Below are 23,136 nucleotides of genomic sequence, written 5' to 3'. Positions count from 1 at the left end.
CGTCCGGCGGTATGGCGGTGGCCGCCGGGCGCTCCCGGTGGCCTCATAGGACCCATGCACGCGGACATCCGGAAGACCCTCCCCACGGTGCTGGCGGCGGCGCTCGCGGCGCTCTGCGGCCTGGCGGGGCCGGCGGCGCCGCCCGCCGGGGCGGCCGGACCGCACCGCGGGGACGAGCCCGTGACCGACCGGCGGCTGCGGGACGCCCTGCTCGACGCCGTGGACTTCCCGGCGGGCTGGGCGAGCGAGAGTCCCGAGAGCGCCCACAAGCGCGGCACCGGGGTGCCGCTGCCGGAGGAGGACGCCTGCCGGCGGCTGTTCGACCACGACGGCAAGGCGCGGGCCGCCCGGGCCGCCTTCGCCCGCACCCGCACCGGGCCGTTCGTCACCACCGTGGTCACCGGCTACGACGAGCCGGCCGACGCGCGCCGCGCCCTGCGCGCGTTCCGCGAGGCGGCGCGGGAGTGCGACACCTTCCACGCCGAGGAGGGGCCGGCGGACAGCAGCGCCACCGTGACGTACGAGGCGGCGCAGCGGGAGGCGAGCGGCGTCCTGTCCGGGGCGGCGGAGCTGGGCGAGGAGAGCGCCGCCGTGCGGTACGAGCGCAAGCGGGAGGGGCAGGCCACCACGCCCGTGCTCGCCGACGCCGTCATCGTCCGGGTCGGCTCCTACCTGGTGCGCGTGGCCCAGACGGGCCCGGACGGCCCGGAGGCGGGCGGGCTGGCGGACATCGCGGAGCGCGCCGTGGAGAAGCTGGAGCAGGTCACGCGGGGCGCGACGCCCTCGCCCGATCCGGACCAGCCGGGGACCACGAAACTGTGACCGCGCGGGAACGCTTAGGCTCGTTCCCATGACCGACGACCCGACGACGCGGCGCGCGGGGGAGGCGGCGGCTGCGGGCCAGCCCGTTCCGCCCGGCGCGCCCAGCGAGCCCGCCGACCCCGAGGACCGCAAGATCATCACGCTGGCCCGCAGCGCCCGTGCCCGCAACGGCACACCCGAGGGCGCGGCCGTGCGGGACGAGACGGGGCGGACCTACGTGGCGACCACCGTCGCGCTGGACTCGCTGCGGCTGAGCGCGCTGCGGACGGCCGTGGCCATGGCCGTCGCGAGCGGGGCGCGGTCGCTGGAGGCGGCAGCCCTCGTCAGTGACGCGAGTGACGCCAGCGGGAACGGCGCCGGGGCGCCCGCCGTGCCCAGCGACGATCTCGCCGCGGTGCGGGACCTCGGCGGCCCGGGCACCCCCGTGCTGCTGGCTGGCCCCGACGGGCGGCTCCGTGCGACGATCACCGCGACATGAGCAGCTCAACACCTCCCCACCGGTCGGGCTTCGCCTGCTTCGTCGGCCGCCCGAACGCCGGAAAGTCCACGCTGACCAACGCCCTGGTCGGCACCAAGGTGGCGATCACCTCCAACCGCCCGCAGACCACGCGGCACTCCGTGCGCGGCATCGTGCACCGCGACGACGCGCAGCTGGTGCTGGTCGACACTCCTGGCCTGCACAAGCCGCGCACGCTGCTGGGCCAGCGGCTCAACGACGTGGTCCGCACCACCTGGGCCGAGGTGGACGTCATCGGCTTCTGCCTGCCCGCCGACCAGAAGACCGGCCCGGGTGACCGGTTCATCGCCAAGGAGCTGGCGCGCGTGCCCCGCACGCCGAAGGTGGCGGTGGTGACCAAGACCGACCTGGTGGACCACGAGACGCTCGCCGAGCGGCTGGTGGCGGCCGACCGGCTCGGCAAGGAGGTGGGCATCGACTGGGCCGAGATCGTGCCGGTCTCGGCTGTCTCGGGGCACCAGGTCTCGCTGCTGGCCGACCTGCTGGTGCCGCTGATGCCCGAGGGCCCGCCGCTGTACCCCGAGGGCGATCTGACGGACGAGCCCGAGCAGGTCATGATCGCCGAGCTGATCCGGGAGGCCGCGCTGGAGGGCGTGCGGGACGAGCTGCCGCACTCCATCGCGGTCGTGGTCGAGGAGATGATCCCCCGCGAGGACCGCCCGGCAGACCGGCCGATGCTCGACATCCACGCGAACATCTTCATCGAGCGCCCCAGCCAGAAGGGCATCGTCATCGGCCCGAAGGGCCAGCGGCTGAAGCAGGTGGGCACCACGGCGCGCCGCCACATCGAGGCGCTGCTGGGGACGCAGGTGTACCTGGATCTGCACGTCAAGGTCGCCAAGGACTGGCAGCGCGATCCCAGGCAGCTGCGCCGGCTGGGCTTCTGAGCGGTCCGGAGCGCGCGACGGGTGTTGTGCTTGCGCTCCTGTATGTATAAGTTCTTATACGTGAGCGACAAGGTCTACAACAGGCTGTCGGTGGTGCGCGCCGAACGGAAGGTCACGCGGCGCGAACTCGCGGACGCCGTCGGCGCGCACTACCAGACGATCGGGCACATCGAGCGGGGCCAGTACAACCCGAGCCTCGACCTCGCGCTGCGGATAGCGGCGCACTTCCGCCTCCCTGTGGAGGCCCTGTTCTCCCTCGAGCCGTTCCCGGCGCTCACGGACGAGGTGTACGGACACGCGAACAGGAGGCAGCCGTGACGGCCCAGCCGACCAGGTACGACCAGGTGATGCTCCGCACGATGAACCGCGAGGAGGCCCGCCACTGGCACGCCACCCGCACCCGGCGGCGCGCCTGGACCGCCGCTCACGCGGTGCTGACCGCCGCCACGCTCGCGGTGTTCCCGCTGGCGGGCAGCGGCGTGGCGCTGCTGGCGCTCCTCGTGCCGCTCATCCTGGCCTGGTGCGTCTGCACCGGCGTGCTCAACAGCGCCACCCGCGGCCTGCTGGAGCTGCGCGCCCGCGCCCTGGACGAGCGGCAGCTCGCCGAGCGGGGGCGGGTACATACCCTGGCCCACCGCACCCAGCTGGCGCTGCTGCTGGCGGCCGGGGCGGCGCTGTTCCTGACGGACCCCTCACAGGAGGCCATGGCCGTCACGGGAGTGGCGCTGGTGCTGACCCACTGGCTGCTGCCGCTGTGGACCGCCGTGCTGCTGGCCGCGGACGAGCCGGACGACGACCCGGTGGCGGCCTGAGACGGCGGCACCGGCCCCGTACGCCGCTTTGGGCCCGTGAGGCCGGGCCCCTCAGGCCGTGGTAGCGGCCGCCAGGACCCGCTCGACCTCCGCGGGCGGCAGCCGCAGCGCGGCACCGATGACTTCCAGCATGGACCGCTCGGCGGAGCGGTACGGGCCGTCCGCGGCAGCGATCCGCGCCCCGTGCAGCAGCACTGCCACCCGGCCCGGCACCTCCAGGTAGGGAGTGAGCGCGGCCAGCGCCTGCCGCACCTCGTGGTCCGGCTGGGTGCGGCCCTCGGCGAACAGCGCCGCCTGGAGCGTCAGCAGCCGCTCCTCACTGCACTCGGGAAACCCGGCGGCCCGGACCGACTCGACGGCCGTGCGGCGCGCCGCCGTCCCGTCGCCGCCGCCCACCGCGAGCAGCGCCAGCGCCACCGCGTGCAGGGCGTCGCGCAGCAGCGCCGACAGCCGCGTCGTGGTCGGGGCCTCAAGGCCGGCGACGGGGTAGTGCCCGTCGCAGCCGGAGCAGGCCACGACCGGCCCGGTCTCGCCGCGCGGCAGCACCGGCACCCCCAGCACGGTCAGTCTGCGGCGCCCGGTCAGCAGCCGGTAGCTGCGGTCACCACCGCAGCCCGGGCAGAAGAACTCACCGTCGTCGACCGCGCGCCACGCCGTGCGGACGCCCGCCAACCGGCCCGGGGAGTGCACCACGCCGTACCTCCGTCACCCACTGGCCACCCTGCCGTGGGCGTGATGTTAACCACACTCGCGGCAGGGCGTCAGCAGGGCGGAGGGAAAAACCTCGCCAGCGGCGGGTTACCGGCGGGTCGCCCGGTTCACGGCGGAGATGACGGCCTTCAGCGAGGCCCGCACGATGTTCGCGTCGATGCCGACGCCCCACAGCACGCGGTCCCCGACGGCGAGTTCGACGTAGGCGGCGGCCTGGGAGGCGGCGCCCTCGCTCATCGTGTGCTCCACATAGTCCAGCAGCCGGATGTCGCCGCCGGTCTCCTCGCCGAAGACGCCCGCCCGCTCCAGGGCGTCGAAGAACGCCGCGACCGGCCCGTTGCCGGTGCCGTTCAGCACCGTGTCGGTGCCGTCCACCACCGCCTCAACGGTCAGGGCGTCCTGCCCCTCGCTGGTGGTGGACGTCTGGGCGTCCCGCAGCGCGAGGCGCCCCCAGCCGGTGCCGGCCGGGCCGGGCGACGGCAGGTACTCGTCGGCGAAGATCTCCCAGATCTGCGCCGGGGTGACCTCGCCGCCCTCGGCGTCCGTCTTCTCCTGGATGATCCGGGAGAACTCCACCTGCATCCGCCGCGGCAGGTCCAGGTGGTGCTCGGTCTTCAGCACGTAGGCGACGCCGCCCTTGCCGGACTGCGAGTTGACCCGGATGACCGCCTCGTAGGAGCGGCCGACGTCCTTGGGGTCGATCGGCAGGTACGGCACGTCCCAGGGCAGCTCGGACACGGCCACGCCCCGCTCGGCGGCCTGGGCCTCCATGGCCTCGAAGCCCTTCTTGATCGCGTCCTGGTGGGACCCCGAGAACGCCGTGTAGACCAGGTCGCCCACGTACGGGTGGCGCGGGTGGACCTCCATCTGGTTGCAGTACTCCCAGGTGCGGCGGATCTCGTCGATCCGGGAGAAGTCGATCATCGGGTCCACGCCCTGGGAGAAGAGGTTCATCCCCAGGGTCACCAGGTCCACGTTGCCGGTGCGCTCGCCCTGGCCGAACAGGCAGCCCTCGATGCGGTCCGCGCCCGCCATCAGCGCCAGCTCGGCGGCGGCCACGGCCGTCCCCCGGTCGTTGTGCGGGTGGACCGACAGGCAGACGTACTCCCGCCGCGACAGGTGGCGCCCCATCCACTCGAACCGGTCGGCGTACGTCGACGGCGTCGACCGCTCCACGGTCGCGGGCAGGTTGAGGATGATCTCCCGGCCCTCGCCCGGCTGCCAGACGTCCATCACGCCCTCGCAGACCTCCAGGGCGAAGTCCAGCTCCGTGTCCGTGAAGATTTCCGGGCTGTACTGGTAGCCGAAGACCGTGCGGTCATCCAGCAGCTTCTCCGCTGACTTCATCACCAGCCGGGTGCCGTTGACCGCGATCTGCTTGACCTCGTCGCGGGTGCCGCGGAAGACGACGCGGCGGAACGTCGGCGCCGTGGCGTTGTACAGGTGGACCGTCGCCCGGGGCGCGCCGACCAGCGACTCCACGGTCCGCTCGATCAGGTCCTCGCGCGCCTGCGTCAGCACGGAGATCGTCACGTCGTCCGGGATGGCGTCGCCCTCGATCAGGGAGCGCACGAAGTCGAAGTCGGTCTGGCTGGCGGACGGGAAGCCGACCTCGATCTCCTTGTAGCCCATGCTGACCAGCAGGTCGAACATGGTGCGCTTGCGCGCGGGCGACATGGGGTCGATCAGCGCCTGGTTGCCGTCCCGCAGGTCGGTCGTCAGCCAGCGCGGCGCCTTGGTGATGCGCTGGTCGGGCCACGTCCGGTCCGGGATGTCCACGCCCTCGAACGGCTGGTAGCGGTGGATCGGCATGCCGGAGGGGCGCTGGCGCACGGTCGCGGCGGTCAGCGGGGTCGGCGCACCGGGGTGGGCGGGGGAAACGGGCTGCGTGCTCATGAGACGGGGTTCTCCTTGGCGAAGGGGAACGGGATAGGCCGACAGCAACGCCGAACACCGCGGGGAGGGGGCCGGCCTGGTGGCTGTTACAGACCCTCGCCGCGGCGGCTAAGGAGAAGAAGCCCGAATCGCATGGCTTAGTCACTGTACTCCGGTGCGCCGCCCGCCCGGCGCCCCCGTATCAGCATGCGAGACACGGCAGGATCATGCGCGGTGCCCCGTCCCCCGGGAGCGGCGGACGCTCACGCGCGCCGGCCGCTCCCGGGGGACGGGGGGACCGCCGCAGGGAAGGTCCCCCCGTGGTGCCCTCCCGGCGGCGGGGTCTTCAGACAGCGGCCGGGCGCATGGCCGCCTCAAGCCGCTGGATGCGCTTGGCCGGGGACGGGTGGGTCGCCAGCAGCCCACCGGTCGTCTCCTGGTCCTCGTCCTGGTCGTAGTCGCGCAGGACGGCGATCAGCGTGGGGGCGAACCCCAGCTCGGCGGCCTTCCGGTCGGCCCGCAGCTCCGACCTGCGGCCCAGCCAGGCCAGCAGGTACGGGCCGACGATGACCGGGAGGAACACGATGGCGTACACGGCCGCGACAGTCAGCACCGACAGCAGGATCACCCCCAGGAAGCAGCTGCGCGTGCGCGCGACGACGTAGCCCAGCGCCGCGATCACCAGCCGCGCCAGGTGGTAGACGAGTCGCGCGGGCAGCGAGTACCAGACCGTCAGCACGGCGGCCCAGCTGTGTCCGCCCATGTGGTGGCCGAGCTCGTGCGCCAGCACGCCCGCAAGCTGGCCGGGCGGCAGGGTGCGCAGGGCACGTTCGCTGACGGCCACGATGTGGCCCGCCGAAGCGAACGCGTTGATGTCGTCGCTCTTCTCGATCCACAGCTCGTAGTTGGTGGCGTCGATCTCGGCCCGCCGGGCGATCTCCTTCCAGATGGGCGCCAGGTAGTCGAACTCCTGGGGGGTCGGCTTCCGCAGCTTGAAGAGCCGCGCCGCGAGCAGGCGTTCGGTGGGCCGGTGCATGACCAGCAGTCCGGCGGCCAGCCAGGCGAGGGTGATGCCCCAGCCGAACGCCAAGCCGAACACGGACTGAGCAATGGCCAGGACAACGGCGAGGCTGAGCAGCGTGATCGGGACGAGAATCGCCAGCTGCGCCAGGGTCGTGCCGTCGGCGCGGCGCTGCACCGGGCTGAGATAAACGCGTTCGCCGTAGATGACGAGGTCCCGCTCCGGGTCCGGTGCCGCCGGGGCCGGGGGTTCCGCCCTGGGTGCCGGTGCCGGGAGGTGGGCCGGGGCTGGTGCCGTGGCGGTGGGTCCGCCAGGCGGTGTGCCTGGGCCGGTGGGGTACGGCGGTGGGGTGAGGAACGCCTGGCGGGAGTCCGCCGGTGCTGGTGCTGGTGCCGTGCTGGGTGCGGGCGTGCCCGGGGCCTGGGGGTAGGGCGGCGGTGCCGGTGCCGGGGGGTGGGCCGGGGCTGGTGCCGTGGGGGTGGGTCCGCCAGGCGGTGTGCCTGGGCCGGTGGGGTATGGCGGTGGGGTGAGGAACGCCTGGCGGGGATCCGCCGGTGCCGGTGCCGGTGCCGGTGCTGGTGCTGGTGCTGGTGCCGTGCTGGGTGCGGGCGTGCCCGGGGCCTGGGGGTAGGGCGGCGGTGTGGACCCCGGCCCGGCGGCGTGCGGGGCGGTGGCCGCACCGGCACCCGCTCCGCCCGGGTACGCCGGGTACGGAGGCGGCACGGCGCCGCCGGAGGCGTTCGTGTGGGCAGCCTCCGGGTACGGAGGCGGGGTGGTGCCGCCGGGGACGCCCTTGTGGGGCGGCCTCGTCACTGAAGGAACGGAGGCCTCATCGGGACGCAGTTCAGTCATGGTGCCCTCCCGGCCCTGTCGTTGGCGTGTGGTGTGCTCAGGCCACGAGAAGCGCCGCCAGCAGCAGCGGCACGCCCGCGCCGAAGGTGAGGAGACCGCTGCCGTCACTTACCGCCGTCATCTGCCGGCGGCGGGGTCTCGGTCCCGGGCCTGTTGCCCGCGGGAAGCCCTTGCGCGGGGCGCGGGTCCTGTTCCCACGCCTGGGCCTGCCTGGGCAGGGAAGCCGGGCGGTCAGTGAAGTACTCGCGGATGGCGTTCAGCACCTGCCGCCGCGGCTCGTCCATCTCGTAGCTCTCGACGTGCCCGCTCTCCTTGATGCCGTCGAGCATCGCGAGGTAGTTCTTGACCTTCCGCTCGCCCTCGGCGTCGAGCCACGACAGGGCGTGCCGCAGGTCCTCCGGGTGCTGCGCCAGCTGGAGCGACCAGCCCTCCACGCCCTGGTTCTCCAGGTACCACTGGTAGAACTTGGCCCGCTCCGCGAGCAGCTGCTGCTCATGGACGAGCTGCAGCCGTTCCTGCTCGCGGCCGAAGGAGCCGCGCGCCGCCTCCAGTTGCTGCCGGTTGAGCTCCCGCATCATCTCCAGGCGGTGCTCGTAGAACTGTGTGCGCTCGGCCACCGCGAACTCCGGTGCGGCAAGCTGTTCCTGGTATTGCAGTTGCCGCAGCCGATCCTGGTGGGCGCGGGCCGCCTCGTCCGGTTCGAGACGCACGGCGTACGTCAGCTGCAGCCCGGTGTCGCCGGCGATCTGGACGCCCGACAGCGCCGCGCGCGCCGCGTTCTCCGCCGCGCGCACGTCGTTGATGGGGTAGTCGCGGGTGACGTCCCCGAGGAACTGGCCGAGCCGGTTCTCCAGCAGCGCGGGGACGTCGCGCAGGCCGCTGGTGACGACCTTCTCCGGTGCGTGCACGCGCCACGTCAGGTTGGCCGTGGCCTTGTAGGTGAAGGCGTTGTTGTCCGACGGCAGCGCCAGTTCCAGGTCAAGGTGGTGCAGGCCGGTGTCCACCTCGTGCACCGAGACGTAGCGGCCGGCGGCCAGTTCGTGGCGCGTGGGCCGGTGCGGCGGGTAGTAGACGCGGCAGCCGCCCCGCCCGTCGGAGAACACCAGCGCGTAGTCCACCGTGCGGGTGGGCGTGCGGAAGGTGAACTCGAAGCGTGACAGCGGCCGCACCGACACCACAGGATCGACGATGTGGGTGTCGCGCCGCGCGTGCTGGTCCCATTCGGGGGCGTAGCGGTAGCCCGCCATTCTCTCTCCCTCTTCGTCTCCGGTCAGCGGTGGTCTCCGCGCTTTCTCCGGGGGTGCTCCGGTGTGCTCCGGGTGTGCTCTGGGTGTGCTCTGGGTTCTCTTGCTCAGCCCGCGCGGCCGTCCGGGGCCAGCGCGCGCAGCAGCCGCCTGGCAACCGGCGGCGGCGGGCCGCCGTCGGCGTCCGGCATGGTGCGCAGCAGGTGGGCCAGGCGCAGCCGGTCGGTTTCGGCGTCGACCAGGCAGGCCAGCAGCCGCGCCAGGGCCGTTTCCAGCGCCGGGTCGTCCGCCGCCGCCCGTACCCAGTCCGCTAGCCGGGCCTGTGCCGTCTGTGTGGTGTCCCGGTTGCCGAGGACACGCCGCCACAGGGCGCTGGCGTGCTCGCGCGTACCGGGTCCGGCCGCGTCCCAGTGGCGCAGCAGCAGCGGCCATCCGCCGGGCCGGCCCTCCCGTTCCTCCTCCCAGCGGGACGCGGCGGCGGCGAGCGCTCCGGCGGCGAGATCGCGCAGCACGGGCGGCCCGTCGCCGACCCACTCGGCCAGGCGGCCGAGCACCTGCGGGATGTGGGCTTCGAGCAGCAGCAGTTCCACCGCCTCGGTCAGCTCGGGGTCATCCGCGCCGCCGGCCTCCGCGTCGTCGCGTGCCAGCCCGGCAAGGGTGTCCAGTGCCTCGGCGGGGAAGACCGGACCGGCCAGCGCCCAGGCGCGCACCGCCGTCCAGCGCCGTCGCGGGTGCCCGTCCCGGCTCCACTCCTCCAGCACCCGCACGGCGCCGGGCACGCCCAGAACGGCGGCGGTCGTCAGTGCGTTGGCCGCCTGGAGACACAGCCGGTAGTCCTTGCTGGACGCCCAGGCACGCAGCAGGTCGTGCATCACGGACGACAGATCCACCTCGGCCAGGCGCGCCACGGTGTAGGCGGCCCGCACCCGGACGAACGGGTTGCCGTGGCGGGCCAGGTCGGTGAGCCAGGCGTGCATGGGGGCGCGCACGGCGGGATGCCCCGTCCACGCCTCGCGGAGCAGCAGCCTGGCGGTGCGGTCGTCTTCGAACCGGACCATCCGCTGCCGCACCGGCCCCCACGGCGTCTGCTCCGTCTCGGAGTAGTCCACGGCCTGGGCGCGCGCCAGCCGTTCCCCGATGGAGTCGCCGAAGACCGGCAGGCCGGGATCCTGCTCCGGCGACTCCACGCGCCGCAGCCGCCGGTAAAGAGCATCGCCCAGCTCGGCCACCACCGGGTACGGGCCGGCGTCGAAGACGGCGAGCGAGAGCAGGAACGCCTTCTCGCGCAGGCTGGTCTCCCCGGTGGCGCTGAGCCAGTCGCCCACGCGCCGCAGCGCGGCCTCCTCGCCGAACCGCGCCAGCGCCTCGGCGCTCACCTCCCCGCGGTGGCAGCGGGCTGCCATGGCCGCGAACTCGGCGATCTGCCGGACCGGCCGGCTGGTGGCGAGGAAGTCGCGCACGGCATCGAACCGGAGCAGCCGCGCGACCGCCTCCTGGTCGCCGCCGAGCGCGTCCAGGAGGTGCCCGGTCATCACCTCGCTGGGCGCGGGTGGCTCCCAGTCCACGACGGGCACGTCCCCCGTCACCGCCGCCCGGCTCTCCACGGTGATGACCAGGTGCGCGCCGCGGGAGGAGAGCCATTCGCGGCAGCGCAGCAGGTGGTGCTCGGTGAGCGGGCTGCCGCGGGTGGCGCGCAGATCGCAGACGACGTATCCGTCGGCCTTCTCCGGGGGCCGGTGCAGCACGGCGGGCCCGGTGGCCGGGTCGAGGGCCCGCGGCCGGGTGGCGCCCGCGCGCCGCAGCAGCATCCACGCGGCGGCGCGGCGGCCGGTGTCGTGACCGCCCCGCAGGACGACGACGCGGGCATCGGTCAGCGCCCGCAGCGCCTCGCCGAAGCGGGGCGGCTCGCGGAAGACGCGGGCCAGGGCGTCCAGCCGCTCGGCCGGGATCTCGCCGGACCCGCCGCCGGTGTCCCCGGTGCCGCCGCCCATGCCGAAGTTGAAGGTGACGCCACCGTGCACGGTGCCGCCGGCGACGCCGTACTGGCTGCCCGCGACGTAGCCGCCGCCGAAGGCCGGCCCGTCGTCGGGCGCGTAGTCGCGCAGTTCGCGGGCGGCTGACCAGGCGTCCTGGGGCCGCTGTCCCTCGTCCTGCTCGTCCTGCTCACCCTGCTCGACCCGTTCATCCCGCTCGTTCCGCTCGGCGGGGGCCGGTTCGTCCGTCTTCCGCCGTTCCTCGTGGGCGTCCGGGGCCGGGCCGCGGGTCTCCTTCTCTGGCGTCACGGCCGCGCCCCCCGTCGCCTCCCGTCACCGAGGACTTCTCCGAAGACGACGTCACCGTTGACGGTGCCGCCGGCGACGCCGTACTGGTCACCGGCGACGTACGCGCCGCCGTGCGCGGGCCGCGGGCCCGGGTTGCCGCCGCTCGGGTGCGCCGGCCGCGGGGCACGCCGCTCCGGCTCCGCGCCGGCTTCGGTGTTGCCGCCGGACACGTCCTGCCCGGCACGTCCCGGCTCGTACAGCCAGCCCCGCAGCTGGCCTTCCTTGCCCTCGGCGGTGAACGGGCGGAAGGCGTCGCGTCTGATGCCGTGATGCTCGTGACGCACCACCCCCTGGTACACCGCGTCGGACACGCACAGTGCGACGTCCTCCCCCTCCTCACGCTGGGCGAGTGCCCGGCGCAGCGGGTCGCAGTCCAGCAGCCGGTACGCCTGGTTGAGATCCCAGCCGACCGCGCCCTCCACTCCGCCCGGCACCGTGTGCAGCGTGACCTCGCCCGCCGCCAGCACCATCCGCAGCCGCACCCGCGCGCTGTGGGCGGCGAGACGGTTGTAGTCGTACAGCCGCGGCGGCAGCTGCGTGAGGAGCGCGCGCAGCAGCGCGGTCTTGGGCACGTGCGGCTGGATGAGCGCCATCACGCCGTCGCCCCGGTCCTCCAGCCTCGTGTCGGCCGGGCGGACCCCAGCGGCTTCCAGCGCCGACTGCACCGTCTCGTACATCTGGTCGCGCCGCACCTGCTGCACGACGTCGTCGCCCTGCCCGGACTTCTCGATGTCGGCGAGCAGGATGGTGCGGTGGACAGGCTCTGACATGGCGGCCCCTTGCGGTGAAGAACCGTTGCTTGGTCCGGGAGAAGAGCCTGGCCAACCCCGCGGTTTCCGCCTAGGACCGATGACGCAGTGCCAATGTGACCGATGACTCGTAACTACGTTCGAGGCGGGGGTGGTTCGGCCGGCAGGCCGCCCGCCGCGATGCGCCGCAGCAGGTCGGGCCGGACCACGGTCACTGACCGGCGCGCGGTCCGCACGATGCCCTTACGCCGCATCTCGCCGAGCAGCCGCGTGACGGCTTCCCGGGAGGCGCCCACGGAGCCCGCCAGTTCCTGCTTGCTCAGCGCGACGGTCAGTTCCATGCCCTGCGGCGTGCGGCGGCTGTGCGACCGCAGCAGGTCGAGCAGGAGCACCGCCAGCCGCTCCCGCACCGTGAGCGAGGCGAGCTCCAGGGTCTTCCGGTCTCCTGCCCGCAGCCGGTCTACGAGCAGGCTGCTGAGCTTGGCGTGCGCCGAGGGGTACTCCTGGAGGTAGGCGAGGAAGCCGTCACGGTCGAGGGCCGAGCAGACGCAGGCCTCCAGCGCGGTCACCGTCGCCGAGCGCGGCAGGCCGGACAGAGCCGACGATTCTCCGACGATGTCGCCGGGGCGGCGCAGCGCCAGCAGCGCCACGTAGCCGTTGGCCGACACCGCCGTGACCTTGACCCTGCCGCGCTGGATCAGCAGCACATGGGAGGACGGGTCGCTCTGCCGGATCACCACGGTGCCGGCCGGATACCTGACCACGCGGCCCCGCGCCAGCAGCGCCTGCCGCTCCTCGTCCTCGAGACGGGCGAGATAGGGGACGCGGTCGTCGAAGGAAGGAAAATCAGGAACGCCGCCAGGGCCCTTCCGCCCCGGGCCCTGGCCGTCCGCTAAGCCGGTTGTGCTCATGTCTGCCCCCGAGTGTCGTTACCAGGGAGCACACCGTAGCCGGGCACGCACGCGGCGGCCACAGGCCGGGCGTACCCGGGACCGGGCGCATATCAGCGCGGGGCGGCTGCGTGCTCCCGCGGAGGCGCGGGGGCGGACTCGGTCAGGTCGACCCGCGGCAGGGCCCGGTCCAGCCAGCCCGGCAGCCACCAGTTGGCGCGCCCGGCCAGCCGCATGAAAGCGGGCACGAGCATCACGCGGATGACGGTCGCGTCCACCAGCACCGCCACCGCGAACGCGAAGCCGATCTGCTTGATCTCCAGCACCCGCGTGATCATGAAGGCGGCGAACACCACGACCATGATGGCCGCCGCCGCCGTGATGACCTTCGCGCTGTGCACGAGCCCGCTGGTCACCGCCGACGCGTTGTCCCGGGAGCGCCCCCACTCCTCCTTCATGCGCGACAGCAGGAACACCTCGTAGTCCATGGACAGCCCGAACAGCGCCACGAACGCCAGCAGCGGCAGGTACGCCTGGATGAAGCCCGCGCTGGTGAAGTCCAGCGCGCCCTCGCCCGCGCCGTCCTGGAACACCCACGTCAGCAGGCCGAACGCGGCGCCCACCGCGATCAGGTTCATCGTGATCGCCTTCAGCGGCAGCAGCAGGCTGCGGAACGCCAGCAGCAGGAGCACGAACGACAGCCCCAGCACCGCCGCCAGCACCACCGGCGTAGCGCGCGACACCTCGGCGGACAGGTCCGCCGTGGCCGCGGTCAGGCCGCCCACCGCCACCGACAGGTCACCGGCTCCCGCCTCCGTCACCGCCTCGGGCACGGCGGTGCCGCGTATCCACTCCACCAGATCGGTCGCCCCGGCCGAGTCGGGCGCCACGCGGGGCACGACGGTGAGGGCCGCCGCGTTCCCCTCCGGGCCGAACAGCCCCGCCACCGCCTCCGCGTCGGCCGCCAGCACGGCGTTCAGCGCGGCCTCGTCCACGCCTCCGGCGTGCTCCCGCAGCACGTCGGTGCCGGAGGTCACCGCGGCGACGCGGTCGTCGGCGGCGAGCCGCTGCGCCAGGGTGTCCAGCGCCCGCAGCGACGCCGTCGACAGCCCGCCGTCCTCCGACGCCACCAGCCGCAGCGGCGTCGCCGTGCCCGGCGCGAACTCCTCGGCCACCAGCGCGTACCCGCGCCCGGCGGGCTCGTCGGCGACCGCCTCCGCCCCCAGGTGGAAGCCGAGCCGCATCTCCGTCGCCGGCAGGGCCGCGGCGGCCAGCGCCACGGCCGCGACGCCGCCGACCACCACCGGGCGGCGCATCACCACCCGCGACCAGCGTCCCCACAGCGAGCGCTCCGGCTCGGGCCGCGCCACCGAGCTTCGCAGCCAGGGCAGCGGCAGCCGGTTCAGGCGGGTCCCGAGCAGCGCCAGCACGGCGGGCAGCAGCGTGACCGCCACGGCCAGCATGACCACCACCGCCGTCATCACGCCCAGCGCGATGTTCCGGAATACCGGCGCCCGCACCAGCAGCAGGCCGGCTATGGAGATCGCCACCGTGCCGCCCGAGAACAGCACGGCCTTGCCGGCCGTCGCCATCGTGGCGCCGACGGTCTCCGCAATCGGCCGGTCCGGGTGGGCGGCCAGCTCCTCGCGCTGCCGCGTGACGACGAACAGGCTGTAGTCGATGCCCAGCGCCAGCCCGATCATCGCGACCACGGCCTGGGTGAACACGTCGAAGCTGGCCAGCCCGCTGACCGCGCCCAGCGCGCCGAAGGACGTCAGGACCGTCACCATGCCCAGCAGCAGCGGCAGCCCCGCCGCGACCAGCGTGCCGAACGCCAGCGCCAGCACGACCAGGGCGACCGGCAGCGCGATCGCCTCGGCGCGTGCCAGGTCCGCGTCCTGCTGTGCCACGACCGCCGCGCCCAGCGGGCTGGAGCCCGTGAGCAGCGCCTCCACGTCCCCGGTGGCGGCCGTATCGAGCGCCTCCTGGAGCCGGGGCGCCGCCTCCTGGCGGCTCGCCGCGTCCCCGGTCAGCCCGGCGACGAGGAGCGCGGTGTGGCCGTCTTCGGCGATCTGGCCGGGCGTGGCGTACGGGTCGCGCACGTGCGCCACCTCCGGCTCGTCCGCCAGGGCGGCGGCGCCGCGTGCGACGGCCTGGCGGAAGGGTTCGTCCGCCGCCGTGAGCGTCTCGGAGTGGAAGACGGCGACGACGTCCTCGGTGACGGACGTGCCGAACTCCGAGGCGAGCAGCCGCTCGGCGCGCTCGGACTCGGAGCCGTTGACGGTCAGCGAGGCGCCGGTGAGGCCGTCGGAGAACCGGGGGAACAGCACGGCCGCGGCGGCCAGCACCACCAGCCAGGCGGCCACCACCCGCCAGGCATGGCGGGCGCACCAGGCGCCCAGGCGGCCGGCCAGCGGCGGCCTGCGGCCGGCGTCGGCCGCGGCGCCCGTGGCGTCCGTGGCGTCCGTGGCAGCGTCGGCGGGGGCGGGCGGGACGGTGCGGGGCGTCATCTCGCGGACCTCGGTGGCACGTGGTGGCTGGCGTTCGTCGGGCGTCACCGTAACTCTAGACTGACTAGTCAGTCTAGATTGCGGGCGCGGTCGTTTCCCCTGCCCCGGCGGGAGAACGTGGTAGAGCAGTGGCATGCCACAGGACGCCCCCAGGAGCGGCAGAGGCCGCGCCAGCGGCGAGGACCGCCGCGCCCAGATCCTCCGCGCCGCCGCCACCGTCTTCGCCCGGCGCGGCTACCACCGGGCGCGCATGGACGACATCGTCGCCGAGTCGGGGCTGAGCAAGGGCTCCCTGTACTGGTACTTCACGAGCAAGGAAGAGCTGGCCACCGCCCTGGTCCGGCAGACGCTGGCCGTGCACGAACGCGGCCTGGCCGAGTCGGTCGCCGAGACCGGACTGCCGCCGATGGCCCGGGCGGAGCGCGTCACCCGCCGCTTCGCCCGCGCCGTCGCCGAGCCGCGCGAACACGCGCCGCTCTCCCTCGAACTCCTGGCGCTCGCGCAGCACGTGCCCGACATCAAGCGCCACTACAGCGAGTACCACGCCCGCTATCTCGACCAGATCGCCATCCTGCTGCGGGAGGCCCGCCCCGAGAACCCCGCGCCGGAGGAGCAGGTCGCGCACACCGCCCTGGCGATCGCCTGCATCGTCGACGGCATGCTGCTGCGGTGGGTGCTGGCGCCGGAGCCGTTCGTGCTGGAGGACGAGCTGTGGGCCGCCGTCGCTACCGTCGTCCGCGGCTACCTGGCCCCGCAGGTCCCGCCGTCCCCGCCGTCCTGACCCGCCCCGCACGGCGGCCGGGGCCGCCGGGGGACAATGGGCGTCATGAGCCTGTTCCGCGACGACGGCATCGTGCTGCGCACCCAGAAGCTGGGTGAGGCGGACCGGATCATCACGCTGCTCACGCGCGGACACGGGCGGGTGCGCGCGGTCGCGCGGGGAGTGCGGCGCACCAAGTCGAAGTTCGGGGCCCGGCTGGAGCCGTTCTCCCACGTGGACGTGCAGTTCTTCGCGCGCGGCGGACAGCTCGTCGGCCGCTCGCTGCCGCTGTGCACCCAGACCGAGACGATCGCCCCGTACGGGCGCGACATCGTCGGCGACTACGCCCGCTACACCGTGGGCACGGCGATGCTGGAGACCGCGGAGCGCTTCACCGACCAGGAGGGCGAGCCCAACGTGCAGCAGTACCTGCTGCTGATCGGCGGCCTGCGCACGCTGGCCGCCGGGGCGCACGCGCCAGGGCTCGTGCTGGACGCCTTCCTGCTCCGCTCGCTCGCCGTCGGCGGCTACGCCCCCAGCTTCGACGACTGCGCCCGCTGCGGTCTCCCGGGCCCCAACCGCTTCTTCTCCGCAGCCGCGGGCGGCGTGACCTGCGGCGACTGCCGCCAGCCGGGCAGCGTGGTGCCGTCACCCGAGACGCTGCGGCTGCTCGGCGCGCTGCTGGCCGGCGACTGGGAGACGGCCGACCGCGCCGAGGCCCGGCACGTCCGGGAGGGCAGCGGCCTGGTCGCGGCCTACCTGCACTGGCACCTGGAACGAGGGCTGCGCTCGCTGCGGTTCGTCGACAAGTCCTGAAGCGATACGCTCGGCGCAGAACCCGTACGACCCGTGGAGTTGTCTCATGACCCGCCGCGGCACGTTCTCCCGCAAGCGCCGGGAGTACCGCGCACCCACCCCGCACCCCTCGGGGGCCCGCCCGCCCAAGCTGCCGGGCGAGCTGATCCCCGGGCACGTGGCCATCGTCATGGACGGCAACGGCCGGTGGGCCAAGCAGCGCGGCCTGCCCCGCACCGAGGGGCACAAGCGCGGCGAGGAGGTCGTCCTCGAGGTCGTCCAGGGCTGCATCGAGCTGGGCGTGAGGCACCTGTCGCTCTACGCCTTCTCGACGGAGAACTGGAGGCGCTCGCCCGACGAGGTGCGCTTCCTGATGAACTTCAACCGCGACGTCATCGCCCGCCGCACCGACCAGCTCAACGAGCTCGGCGTCCGCATCCGCTGGGCGGGCCGCCGGCCGAGGCTGTGGCGCTCGGTGATCCGGCAGCTCGAGCACGCCCAGGAACTCACCCGCGACAACGACGTCATGACGCTGTACATGTGCGTCAACTACGGGGGGCGCGCCGAGCTGGCCGACGCCGCCGCCCGCCTCGCCGCGGACGTCAAGGCCGGGACCGTGGACCCCAGCAGCGTCAGCGAGCGGCTGCTGGCGCGCTACCTCTACTACCCGGACATGCCGGACGTCGACCTCTTCCTCCGCCCCTCGGGCGAGCAGCGCATCTCCAACTACCTGCTCTGGCAGAGCGCCTATGCGGAGATGGTCTACCAGGACGTGCTGTGGCCGGACTTCGACCGCCGCAACCTGTGGGACGCCTGCGTGGAGTACGCCTCCCGCGACCGCCGCTTCGGCGGCGCCATCCCCAACGAGGTCCCGCCCCAGCAGCCCCACCAGTCCTGACGTGAGCGCCGGCCACCGCCGCTCACGCGGCGGGGCCCGGCGGTTGTCTGGTTACGCCGAGGCGGGCGGACGCGTCCGGGCGAGCGCTCCCCGCCGCTGTGGCGGGAGTCCGCCCGGCGGTGCTCACGGAGGCGTTCACCTGGCACGGCTCCGCCAGCGCGGCCGGGCTCGTCCGGCTCGTGCTCTCCGCGCGGCTCAGCCGTCGTCACGGGCGGCTACGCAGTCCGCGCAGGTGCCGAAGATCTCCACGGTGTGACCGATGTCCACGAAGCCGTGCTCCTTGGCGATGGCCTCGGCCCACTTCTCGACGGCCGGGCCCTCGACTTCGACGGCCTTGCCGCAGGAGCGGCAGACCAGGTGGTGATGGTGGTCATCGGTGCTGCACCGGCGGTAGACGGCCTCGCCCTCGCTGGTGCGCAGCACGTCGACTTCCCCGGCGTCCGCCAGCGACTGGAGGGTGCGGTAGACCGTCGTCAGACCCACCGAGTCACCGCGGTGCTTGAGCATGTCGTGGAGTTCCTGTGCGCTGCGGAACTCGTCCGCCTCCGCGAGCGCCGCCGCGACCGCTGCCCGCTGGCGCGTCGAACGGCCGCGCACCGGTGGTCCTGCCGTGCCCACGTCTGCTCGCCTCCCTGCGTCGCCCGTGCTGGTCGGGGCTGAGGTCCCCGCGTCGCCAGGGTAACGGCTAAGCGCTCTCACGCGAGGGGGCCGCTCGCTCCGCGGGAACCCGCGCGGGCCCGGCGGACTCCGCGGCGGGCCCGGCGCCGCTCCGCGCGGCGCGGAGCCGGGCCAGCGGGACCGACACCACGGTGAGCAGCAGGAACAGGCCAAGGGCGGTCAGCACGATCGTGGCGCCCGGCGGCACGTCCTGGTAGAAGGACGTGACCGTCCCGGACACCGAGACGGCGACGCCGAAGACGGCCGACAGGGCCAGCGTCGCCGCGAAGCCGCGGGCGGCCTGCTGCGCGGCGACCACCGGTATCACCATCAGCGCGCTGACCAGCAGCAGCCCCACGACGCGCATCGCCACGGTCACGGTCGCCGCGGCCGTGACCGCCAGCAGCAGGTTCAGCGTCCGGACGGGCAGGCCGGTGACGCGCGCGAACTCCTCGTCCTGGCACACCGCGAACAGCTGCCGCCGCAGCCCCAGGCACACCGCCAGCACGAACGCCGACAGGATCCAGATCGCCGTGAGGTCCTCCGGGGAGACGGTCGTGACCGACCCCCACAGGTACGTCGTGAGGTTGGCGGTCGAGCCACCGGGAGCGAGGTTGATGATCATGACGCCGCCGGCCATGCCGCCGTAGAAGAGCATGGCAAGCGCGACGTCGCCCCGGGCGTGGCCAGAGGACCGCAGCAGCTCCATCGCCACGGCACCCACGGCCGAAACCGTCACCGCCATCCACACCGGGTTGGCGCTGAGCAGGAAGCCGAGCGCCACGCCCGTCAGCGCCACGTGGCCGATGCCGTCGCCCATGAGCGCCTGCCGCCGCTGCACCAGGTAGATGCCGACAGCGGGGGCGGTGACGCCGATGAGCAGCGCGGCCAGCAGGGCGCGCTGCATGAAGGGGTAGTCGAGGAGTTCCAGCATCAGAGCTCACATGATCCCGGTCTGGAGGGCCGGCCGGGCGGAGGGCTCCAGCGCGTCGTCCGGGTGGCAGGGGTGGGCGTCGGGCAGCGTGTCGCTGGCCTCGACGGTGCGCTCCACGCGGCCGTGGGAGAGGATCACCGCCCGGTCGATCAGCGGGCGCAGCGGCCCCAGCTCGTGGAGGACGAGGAGCACCGAGGCGCTCTCGTCGAGCTTGACGCGCAGCGTGTCGGCCAGGACACGCTGGCTGGCCAGGTCCACGCCCGCCAGCGGCTCGTCCATGATCAGCAGTTCGGGGCCGCCCGCCAGCGCGCGGGCGATCAGGACCCGCTGGTGCTGGCCGCCGGAAAGGGCGGCCACGGGGTCGCTGGCCCGGTCGGCGAGGCCGACCAGCGCGAGCGCCTCGTCCACGGCGGCGCGGTCGGCCCGCCCCAGGGGGCGCAGCCCGCGGCGGGCCAGGCGGCCGGAGGAGACGACCTCCCGCACGGTGGCGGGGACGCCGCCCGCGGCTGTGGAGCGCTGCGGCACGTAGCCGACGCGGTGCCAGTCGCGGAAGCGGCGCACCGGGGTGCCGAAGAGACGCACCTCGCCCGCGGTGAGCGGCACCTGGCGGACGGTGGTGCGGACCGCCGTGGACTTGCCGGAGCCGTTCGGGCCGAGCAGGGCGACGACCTCGCCGCGGCGCACGGTCAGGTCCAGGCCGCGCAGGACCGTGCGCCCGCCGAGTTCGGCGGATGCCTGCGCGATGTCTATGACGGGGTCCGTGGTGCCGTTCATGTCACTGCCCTCCTGCCGGGTCAGCCGGGTCAGCCGAGGGCTTCCCGCAGCGCTTGCAGGTTCGCGCGCATCACCGCGAAGTAGTCATCGCCGGGGGACTCCCCGGAAATTCCCTCCACGGGGTCGAGGACGCCGGTGCGCAGGCCCAGGTCGTCCGCGAGCGTGCGGGCGGTCTCGTCGCTTGCCAGGGTCTCGAAGAACACGGTAGTGACGCCGTCCTCCTCGGCGATGCGGTGCAGCTCGCGCATGCGGGCGCCCGAGGGCTCGGACTCCGGGTCGAGACCGGCGATCGCCTCCTCGTGGAGGCCGTAGCGCTCGGCGAGGTAGCCGAACGCGGCGTGCGTGGTGATGAAGGTGTCCGTGGCGGTGTCGGCCAGGCCCTCGGCGAACTCCTCGTCCAGGGCGTGCAGCTCCTCGACCAGGCGCTCGGTGTTCCGTTCGTAGGCGGCGGCGTGGCCGGGGTCGGCCTCGGCGAGGGCGTCGCCGACGCCCTGGGCGATCTCGGCGTACTTCACCGGGTCGAGCCAGACGTGCGGGTCGAGGCCGCCGTGGTCGTGCCCGTGATCATGACCTTCGTGGCCGTCGGCGTCTTCGTGGTCTTCGTGGTCTTCGTGGTCTTCGTGGTCTTCGTGGTCCCCGTGCTCGACGAGCTCGGTGAACGAGGAGACCTCCACCACGTGCGCCGCGCCTGACTGCTCGATGGCGTCGTCCACGGCGGGCTGGAAGCCCGCCAGGTAGACGACCAGGTCGGCGTCGGTCAGCTCCGCGGTCTGCCGCGGGCTGAGCTCCAGGTCGTGCGGCTCCACGCCGGGGGCGGTCAGACCCGTGACGTCCACGTGCTCCCCGCCGATGCGCTCGGCCAGGAACTCCATGGGGTAGAAGGAGGCCACCACGCGCAGCCCGTCACCGTCCGGGGCTCCGCTGTCGCTGGTGCTGCACGCGGTCAGGGCCAGCGTGCTCAGGGCGGCGGCACCGGCGAGAGCGGTGCCGGCTATTCGGGGGCGTCGGCGAGCTGTCATGGAACCCATTTTCAAGTGACATGGAAACCATTGTCAACTGGCGGGCGTGTGCGCCTTCGCACGCCCGCCGCCGCGGGCGGATTTGCTGCCGCCCCCTTGTACGCCGGTAACCTGAGGCAATTCCATCTGGTCCCTCGTCCCGAAGAGAGCACCGTGGCCGCCGACAAGATCGATACCATCGTCAGCCTGAGTAAGCGCCGTGGCTTCGTCTACCCCAGCAGCGAGATCTACGGCGGGCAGCGCGCCGCCTGGGACTACGGACCGCTGGGTGTGGAGCTGAAGGAGAACATCAAGCGCCAGTGGTGGCGGGCCATGGTCACCTCCCGCGACGACGTCGTGGGCATCGATTCCTCGGTGATCCTCGCGACGGAGGTGTGGCAGGCGTCCGGGCACGTCGAGACGTTCACTGACCCGCTCACCGAGTGCACCTCGTGCCACAAGCGCTTCCGCGCCGACCACCTGGAGGAGGCGTACGAGGAGAAGCACGGGCACGCCCCGGCCGGCGGACTGGCGGACGTCAACTGCCCCCACTGCGGCAACAAGGGCGGGTTCACCGAGCCGAAGCAGTTCTCCGGCCTGCTCGCCACGCACCTCGGTCCGACGCAGGACTCCGGTTCCCTCGCCTACCTGCGGCCGGAGACCGCCCAGGGCATCTTCACGAACTTCGCAGCCGTGCAGCAGACCTCCCGCCGCAAGCCGCCGTTCGGCATCGCCCAGATGGGCAAGTCCTTCCGCAACGAGATCACGCCGGGCAACTTCATCTTCCGGACCCGTGAGTTCGAGCAGATGGAGATGGAGTTCTTCGTCAAGCCGGGCGAAGACGAGACCTGGCACGGCTACTGGATGGAGCAGCGCTGGAACTGGTACCGCGACCTCGGCCTGTCCGAGGAGAACATGCGCTGGTACGAGCACCCCAAGGAGAAGCTGTCGCACTACTCCAAGCGCACGGTCGACATCGAGTACCGGTTCAACTTCGCCGGCTCGGAGTTCGGTGAGCTGGAAGGCATCGCCAACCGCACCGACTACGACCTCACCGCGCACTCCCGGGCCTCGGGCCAGGACCTGAGCTACTTCGACCAGGAGGCCGGGGAGCGCTGGACGCCGTACGTCATCGAGCCGGCAGCGGGCGTGGGCCGCACCATGCTGGCGTTCATGCTCGACGCCTACACCGAGGACGAGGCGCCCAACGCCAAGGGCAAGATGGAGAAGCGCATCGTCATGCGCCTCGACCCGCGACTGGCCCCGGTGAAGGTGGCGGTGCTGCCGCTGTCCCGCAACCCGCAGCTGTCCCCGAAGGCGCGTGAGCTGGCCGCGGCGCTGCGCCGGAACTGGAACATCGAGTTCGACGACGCCGGCGCGATCGGCCGCCGCTACCGCCGCCAGGACGAGATCGGCACGCCGTTCTGCGTGACCGTCGACTTCGACACCCTCGAGGACAACGCGGTGACGGTGCGCGAGCGCGACTCCATGAAGCAGGACCGGGTCTCCCTCGACCAGGTCGAGTCCTACCTGGCGGCCCGCCTCGTCGGCTGCTGACCTGGCACCACCACGCCACGCCGTGACGCCGCTGGCGGCCCGCCGGCCGCAACGGGCCCTCGTGCCTGAGGGGCGGGCCGCGAACGCGGACGGCGCCCGCGGCCGCTGCCAGGCCGCGTCCTGTGCTCCCGTGCCCGGGGCGGTAAACCCGCCCCGGGCACGGCCGTCCTCGGTGGCCCGCGTCAGCTGCCGCCCCGGGCCGCCGAGGCGCGGCGTGGCAGGCCCGTCCGCCGCCTTCGCTGACGCGCAGGGCTTGCGAGAGCCTGGTGAGGTGCTTGCACATGTTCGGTGAGGCGGCCAGCGCGACCAGCCGCGGTGCGCCGGGGGCGGTCTTCGGCCGTGATCGAGCGGGCATGAGGGTGGCGTACACTCCGAGCGCGAGCGCCTGGTGCGGCGCCACACCTTTATCCGCCCACGTCACGGCAGCGAACTGGCGCGGGCGCGGGACCGCGTGGGGGCCGCGCGCGGCCCGTCCCCCGGGCGAGCCGCGGCGCGGCAGTGCCCATCCTCCTGCCCGCACACGACGTCCGCATGACCTCCGGCTGACGCCGA

Annotated in this window: 21 protein-coding genes; 9 read left to right on the top strand and 12 right to left on the bottom strand. The window is 73.5% G+C overall.

The features are described from left to right. The first annotated feature begins 54 nt into the window (after positions 1-54). The 5 genes from JK356_RS13890 to JK356_RS13870 are packed head-to-tail and all read left to right on the top strand — an operon-like array spanning position 55 to position 3,038. Positions 55-822, top strand: coding sequence for a hypothetical protein (locus tag JK356_RS13890; RefSeq protein ID WP_201868073.1), 768 nt, complete (start codon positions 55-57; stop codon positions 820-822). Between the two features lie 28 nt (positions 823-850). After that, positions 851-1,300, top strand: a complete 450-nt coding sequence (locus JK356_RS13885) for a cytidine deaminase (RefSeq protein WP_236671265.1) — start codon at positions 851-853, stop codon at positions 1,298-1,300. Continuing rightward, positions 1,297-2,226 (top strand): GTPase Era, encoded by a 930-nt coding sequence (gene era, locus JK356_RS13880; protein ID WP_201868071.1) that lies wholly within the window; start codon positions 1,297-1,299, stop codon positions 2,224-2,226. Before JK356_RS13885 ends, era begins: the two co-directional genes overlap by 4 nt. Before the next feature lie 60 nt (positions 2,227-2,286). Then, positions 2,287-2,544, top strand: a complete 258-nt coding sequence (locus JK356_RS13875; RefSeq protein WP_201868070.1) for a helix-turn-helix transcriptional regulator — start codon at positions 2,287-2,289, stop codon at positions 2,542-2,544. Further along, positions 2,541-3,038: a hypothetical protein gene (locus JK356_RS13870; protein WP_307815570.1), complete on the top strand. Its 498-nt coding sequence runs from the start codon at positions 2,541-2,543 to the stop codon at positions 3,036-3,038. Before JK356_RS13875 ends, JK356_RS13870 begins: the two co-directional genes overlap by 4 nt. Before the next feature lie 51 nt (positions 3,039-3,089). Here JK356_RS13870 and JK356_RS13865 read toward each other — a convergent pair whose 3' ends face one another. From JK356_RS13865 to JK356_RS13830, 8 genes are all read right to left on the bottom strand, one after another. Then, the gene (locus JK356_RS13865) at positions 3,090-3,731 is read right to left on the bottom strand and encodes a TerB family tellurite resistance protein (protein WP_307815569.1); all 642 of its coding nucleotides are present in this window, start codon (positions 3,729-3,731) and stop codon (positions 3,090-3,092) included. A gap of 105 nt (positions 3,732-3,836) precedes the next feature. Continuing rightward, entirely contained in the window at positions 3,837-5,645 is a 1,809-nt protein-coding gene (leuA, locus tag JK356_RS13860; RefSeq protein WP_201868069.1) for a 2-isopropylmalate synthase, read from the bottom strand. Positions 5,646-5,970: 325 nt separating this feature from the next. Beyond that, positions 5,971-6,822, bottom strand: a complete 852-nt coding sequence (locus tag JK356_RS13855; protein ID WP_201868068.1) for a M48 family metalloprotease — start codon at positions 6,820-6,822, stop codon at positions 5,971-5,973. 779 nt (positions 6,823-7,601) lie between these two features. Then, entirely contained in the window at positions 7,602-8,744 is a 1,143-nt protein-coding gene (locus tag JK356_RS13850) for a PE-PGRS family protein (RefSeq protein WP_201868067.1), read from the bottom strand. Positions 8,745-8,848: 104 nt separating this feature from the next. Continuing rightward, a complete protein-coding gene (locus JK356_RS13845) occupies positions 8,849-11,023 on the bottom strand; it encodes a hypothetical protein (protein WP_201868066.1) in 2,175 nt (724 codons plus the stop codon). Further along, entirely contained in the window at positions 11,020-11,832 is an 813-nt protein-coding gene (locus tag JK356_RS13840) for a hypothetical protein (protein WP_201868065.1), read from the bottom strand. Before JK356_RS13840 ends, JK356_RS13845 begins: the two co-directional genes overlap by 4 nt. A gap of 113 nt (positions 11,833-11,945) precedes the next feature. Beyond that, entirely contained in the window at positions 11,946-12,722 is a 777-nt protein-coding gene (locus tag JK356_RS13835; protein ID WP_201868063.1) for a Crp/Fnr family transcriptional regulator, read from the bottom strand. A 92-nt stretch (positions 12,723-12,814) separates the two neighbouring features. Next, positions 12,815-15,259 carry an MMPL family transporter gene (locus JK356_RS13830; RefSeq protein ID WP_201868061.1) on the bottom strand — a complete coding sequence of 815 codons (2,445 nt, stop codon included), beginning with the start codon at positions 15,257-15,259 and terminating at the stop codon, positions 12,815-12,817. A gap of 85 nt (positions 15,260-15,344) precedes the next feature. Here JK356_RS13830 and JK356_RS13825 point away from each other — a divergent pair, with 85 nt between their 5' ends. Genes JK356_RS13825 through JK356_RS13815 form a run of 3 tightly spaced genes read left to right on the top strand, consistent with a single transcriptional unit; the run spans position 15,345 to position 17,664 of the window. After that, positions 15,345-15,992, top strand: coding sequence for a TetR/AcrR family transcriptional regulator (locus JK356_RS13825; RefSeq protein WP_201868060.1), 648 nt, complete (start codon positions 15,345-15,347; stop codon positions 15,990-15,992). Positions 15,993-16,037: 45 nt separating this feature from the next. After that, complete coding sequence (gene recO / locus JK356_RS13820; protein ID WP_201868059.1) at positions 16,038-16,787, top strand: DNA repair protein RecO; 750 nt, start codon at positions 16,038-16,040, stop codon at positions 16,785-16,787. A 46-nt stretch (positions 16,788-16,833) separates the two neighbouring features. Next, the gene (locus tag JK356_RS13815; protein ID WP_201868058.1) at positions 16,834-17,664 is read left to right on the top strand and encodes an isoprenyl transferase; all 831 of its coding nucleotides are present in this window, start codon (positions 16,834-16,836) and stop codon (positions 17,662-17,664) included. 195 nt (positions 17,665-17,859) lie between these two features. On the opposite strand, the gene JK356_RS13810 is transcribed toward JK356_RS13815, so the two are convergent. From JK356_RS13810 to JK356_RS13795, 4 genes are all read right to left on the bottom strand, one after another. Further along, complete coding sequence (locus JK356_RS13810; RefSeq protein WP_201868057.1) at positions 17,860-18,282, bottom strand: Fur family transcriptional regulator; 423 nt, start codon at positions 18,280-18,282, stop codon at positions 17,860-17,862. A gap of 67 nt (positions 18,283-18,349) precedes the next feature. Next, a complete protein-coding gene (locus JK356_RS13805) occupies positions 18,350-19,252 on the bottom strand; it encodes a metal ABC transporter permease (protein WP_236671299.1) in 903 nt (300 codons plus the stop codon). Between the two features lie 9 nt (positions 19,253-19,261). Further along, positions 19,262-20,029: a metal ABC transporter ATP-binding protein gene (locus tag JK356_RS13800; protein ID WP_201868054.1), complete on the bottom strand. Its 768-nt coding sequence runs from the start codon at positions 20,027-20,029 to the stop codon at positions 19,262-19,264. Positions 20,030-20,058: 29 nt separating this feature from the next. Continuing rightward, positions 20,059-21,048: a metal ABC transporter substrate-binding protein gene (locus JK356_RS13795; RefSeq protein ID WP_201868052.1), complete on the bottom strand. Its 990-nt coding sequence runs from the start codon at positions 21,046-21,048 to the stop codon at positions 20,059-20,061. Positions 21,049-21,201: 153 nt separating this feature from the next. On the opposite strand from JK356_RS13795, the gene JK356_RS13790 reads away from it, so the two are divergent. After that, positions 21,202-22,584 carry a glycine--tRNA ligase gene (locus JK356_RS13790; protein WP_201868050.1) on the top strand — a complete coding sequence of 461 codons (1,383 nt, stop codon included), beginning with the start codon at positions 21,202-21,204 and terminating at the stop codon, positions 22,582-22,584. Positions 22,585-23,136: the final 552 nt, after the last annotated feature.

This window comes from Streptomyces sp. 7-21 (assembly GCF_016741785.1).
Lineage (GTDB): Bacteria > Actinomycetota > Actinomycetes > Streptomycetales > Streptomycetaceae > Streptomyces.
This window is presented reverse-complemented; position numbering and strand designations above follow the sequence as displayed.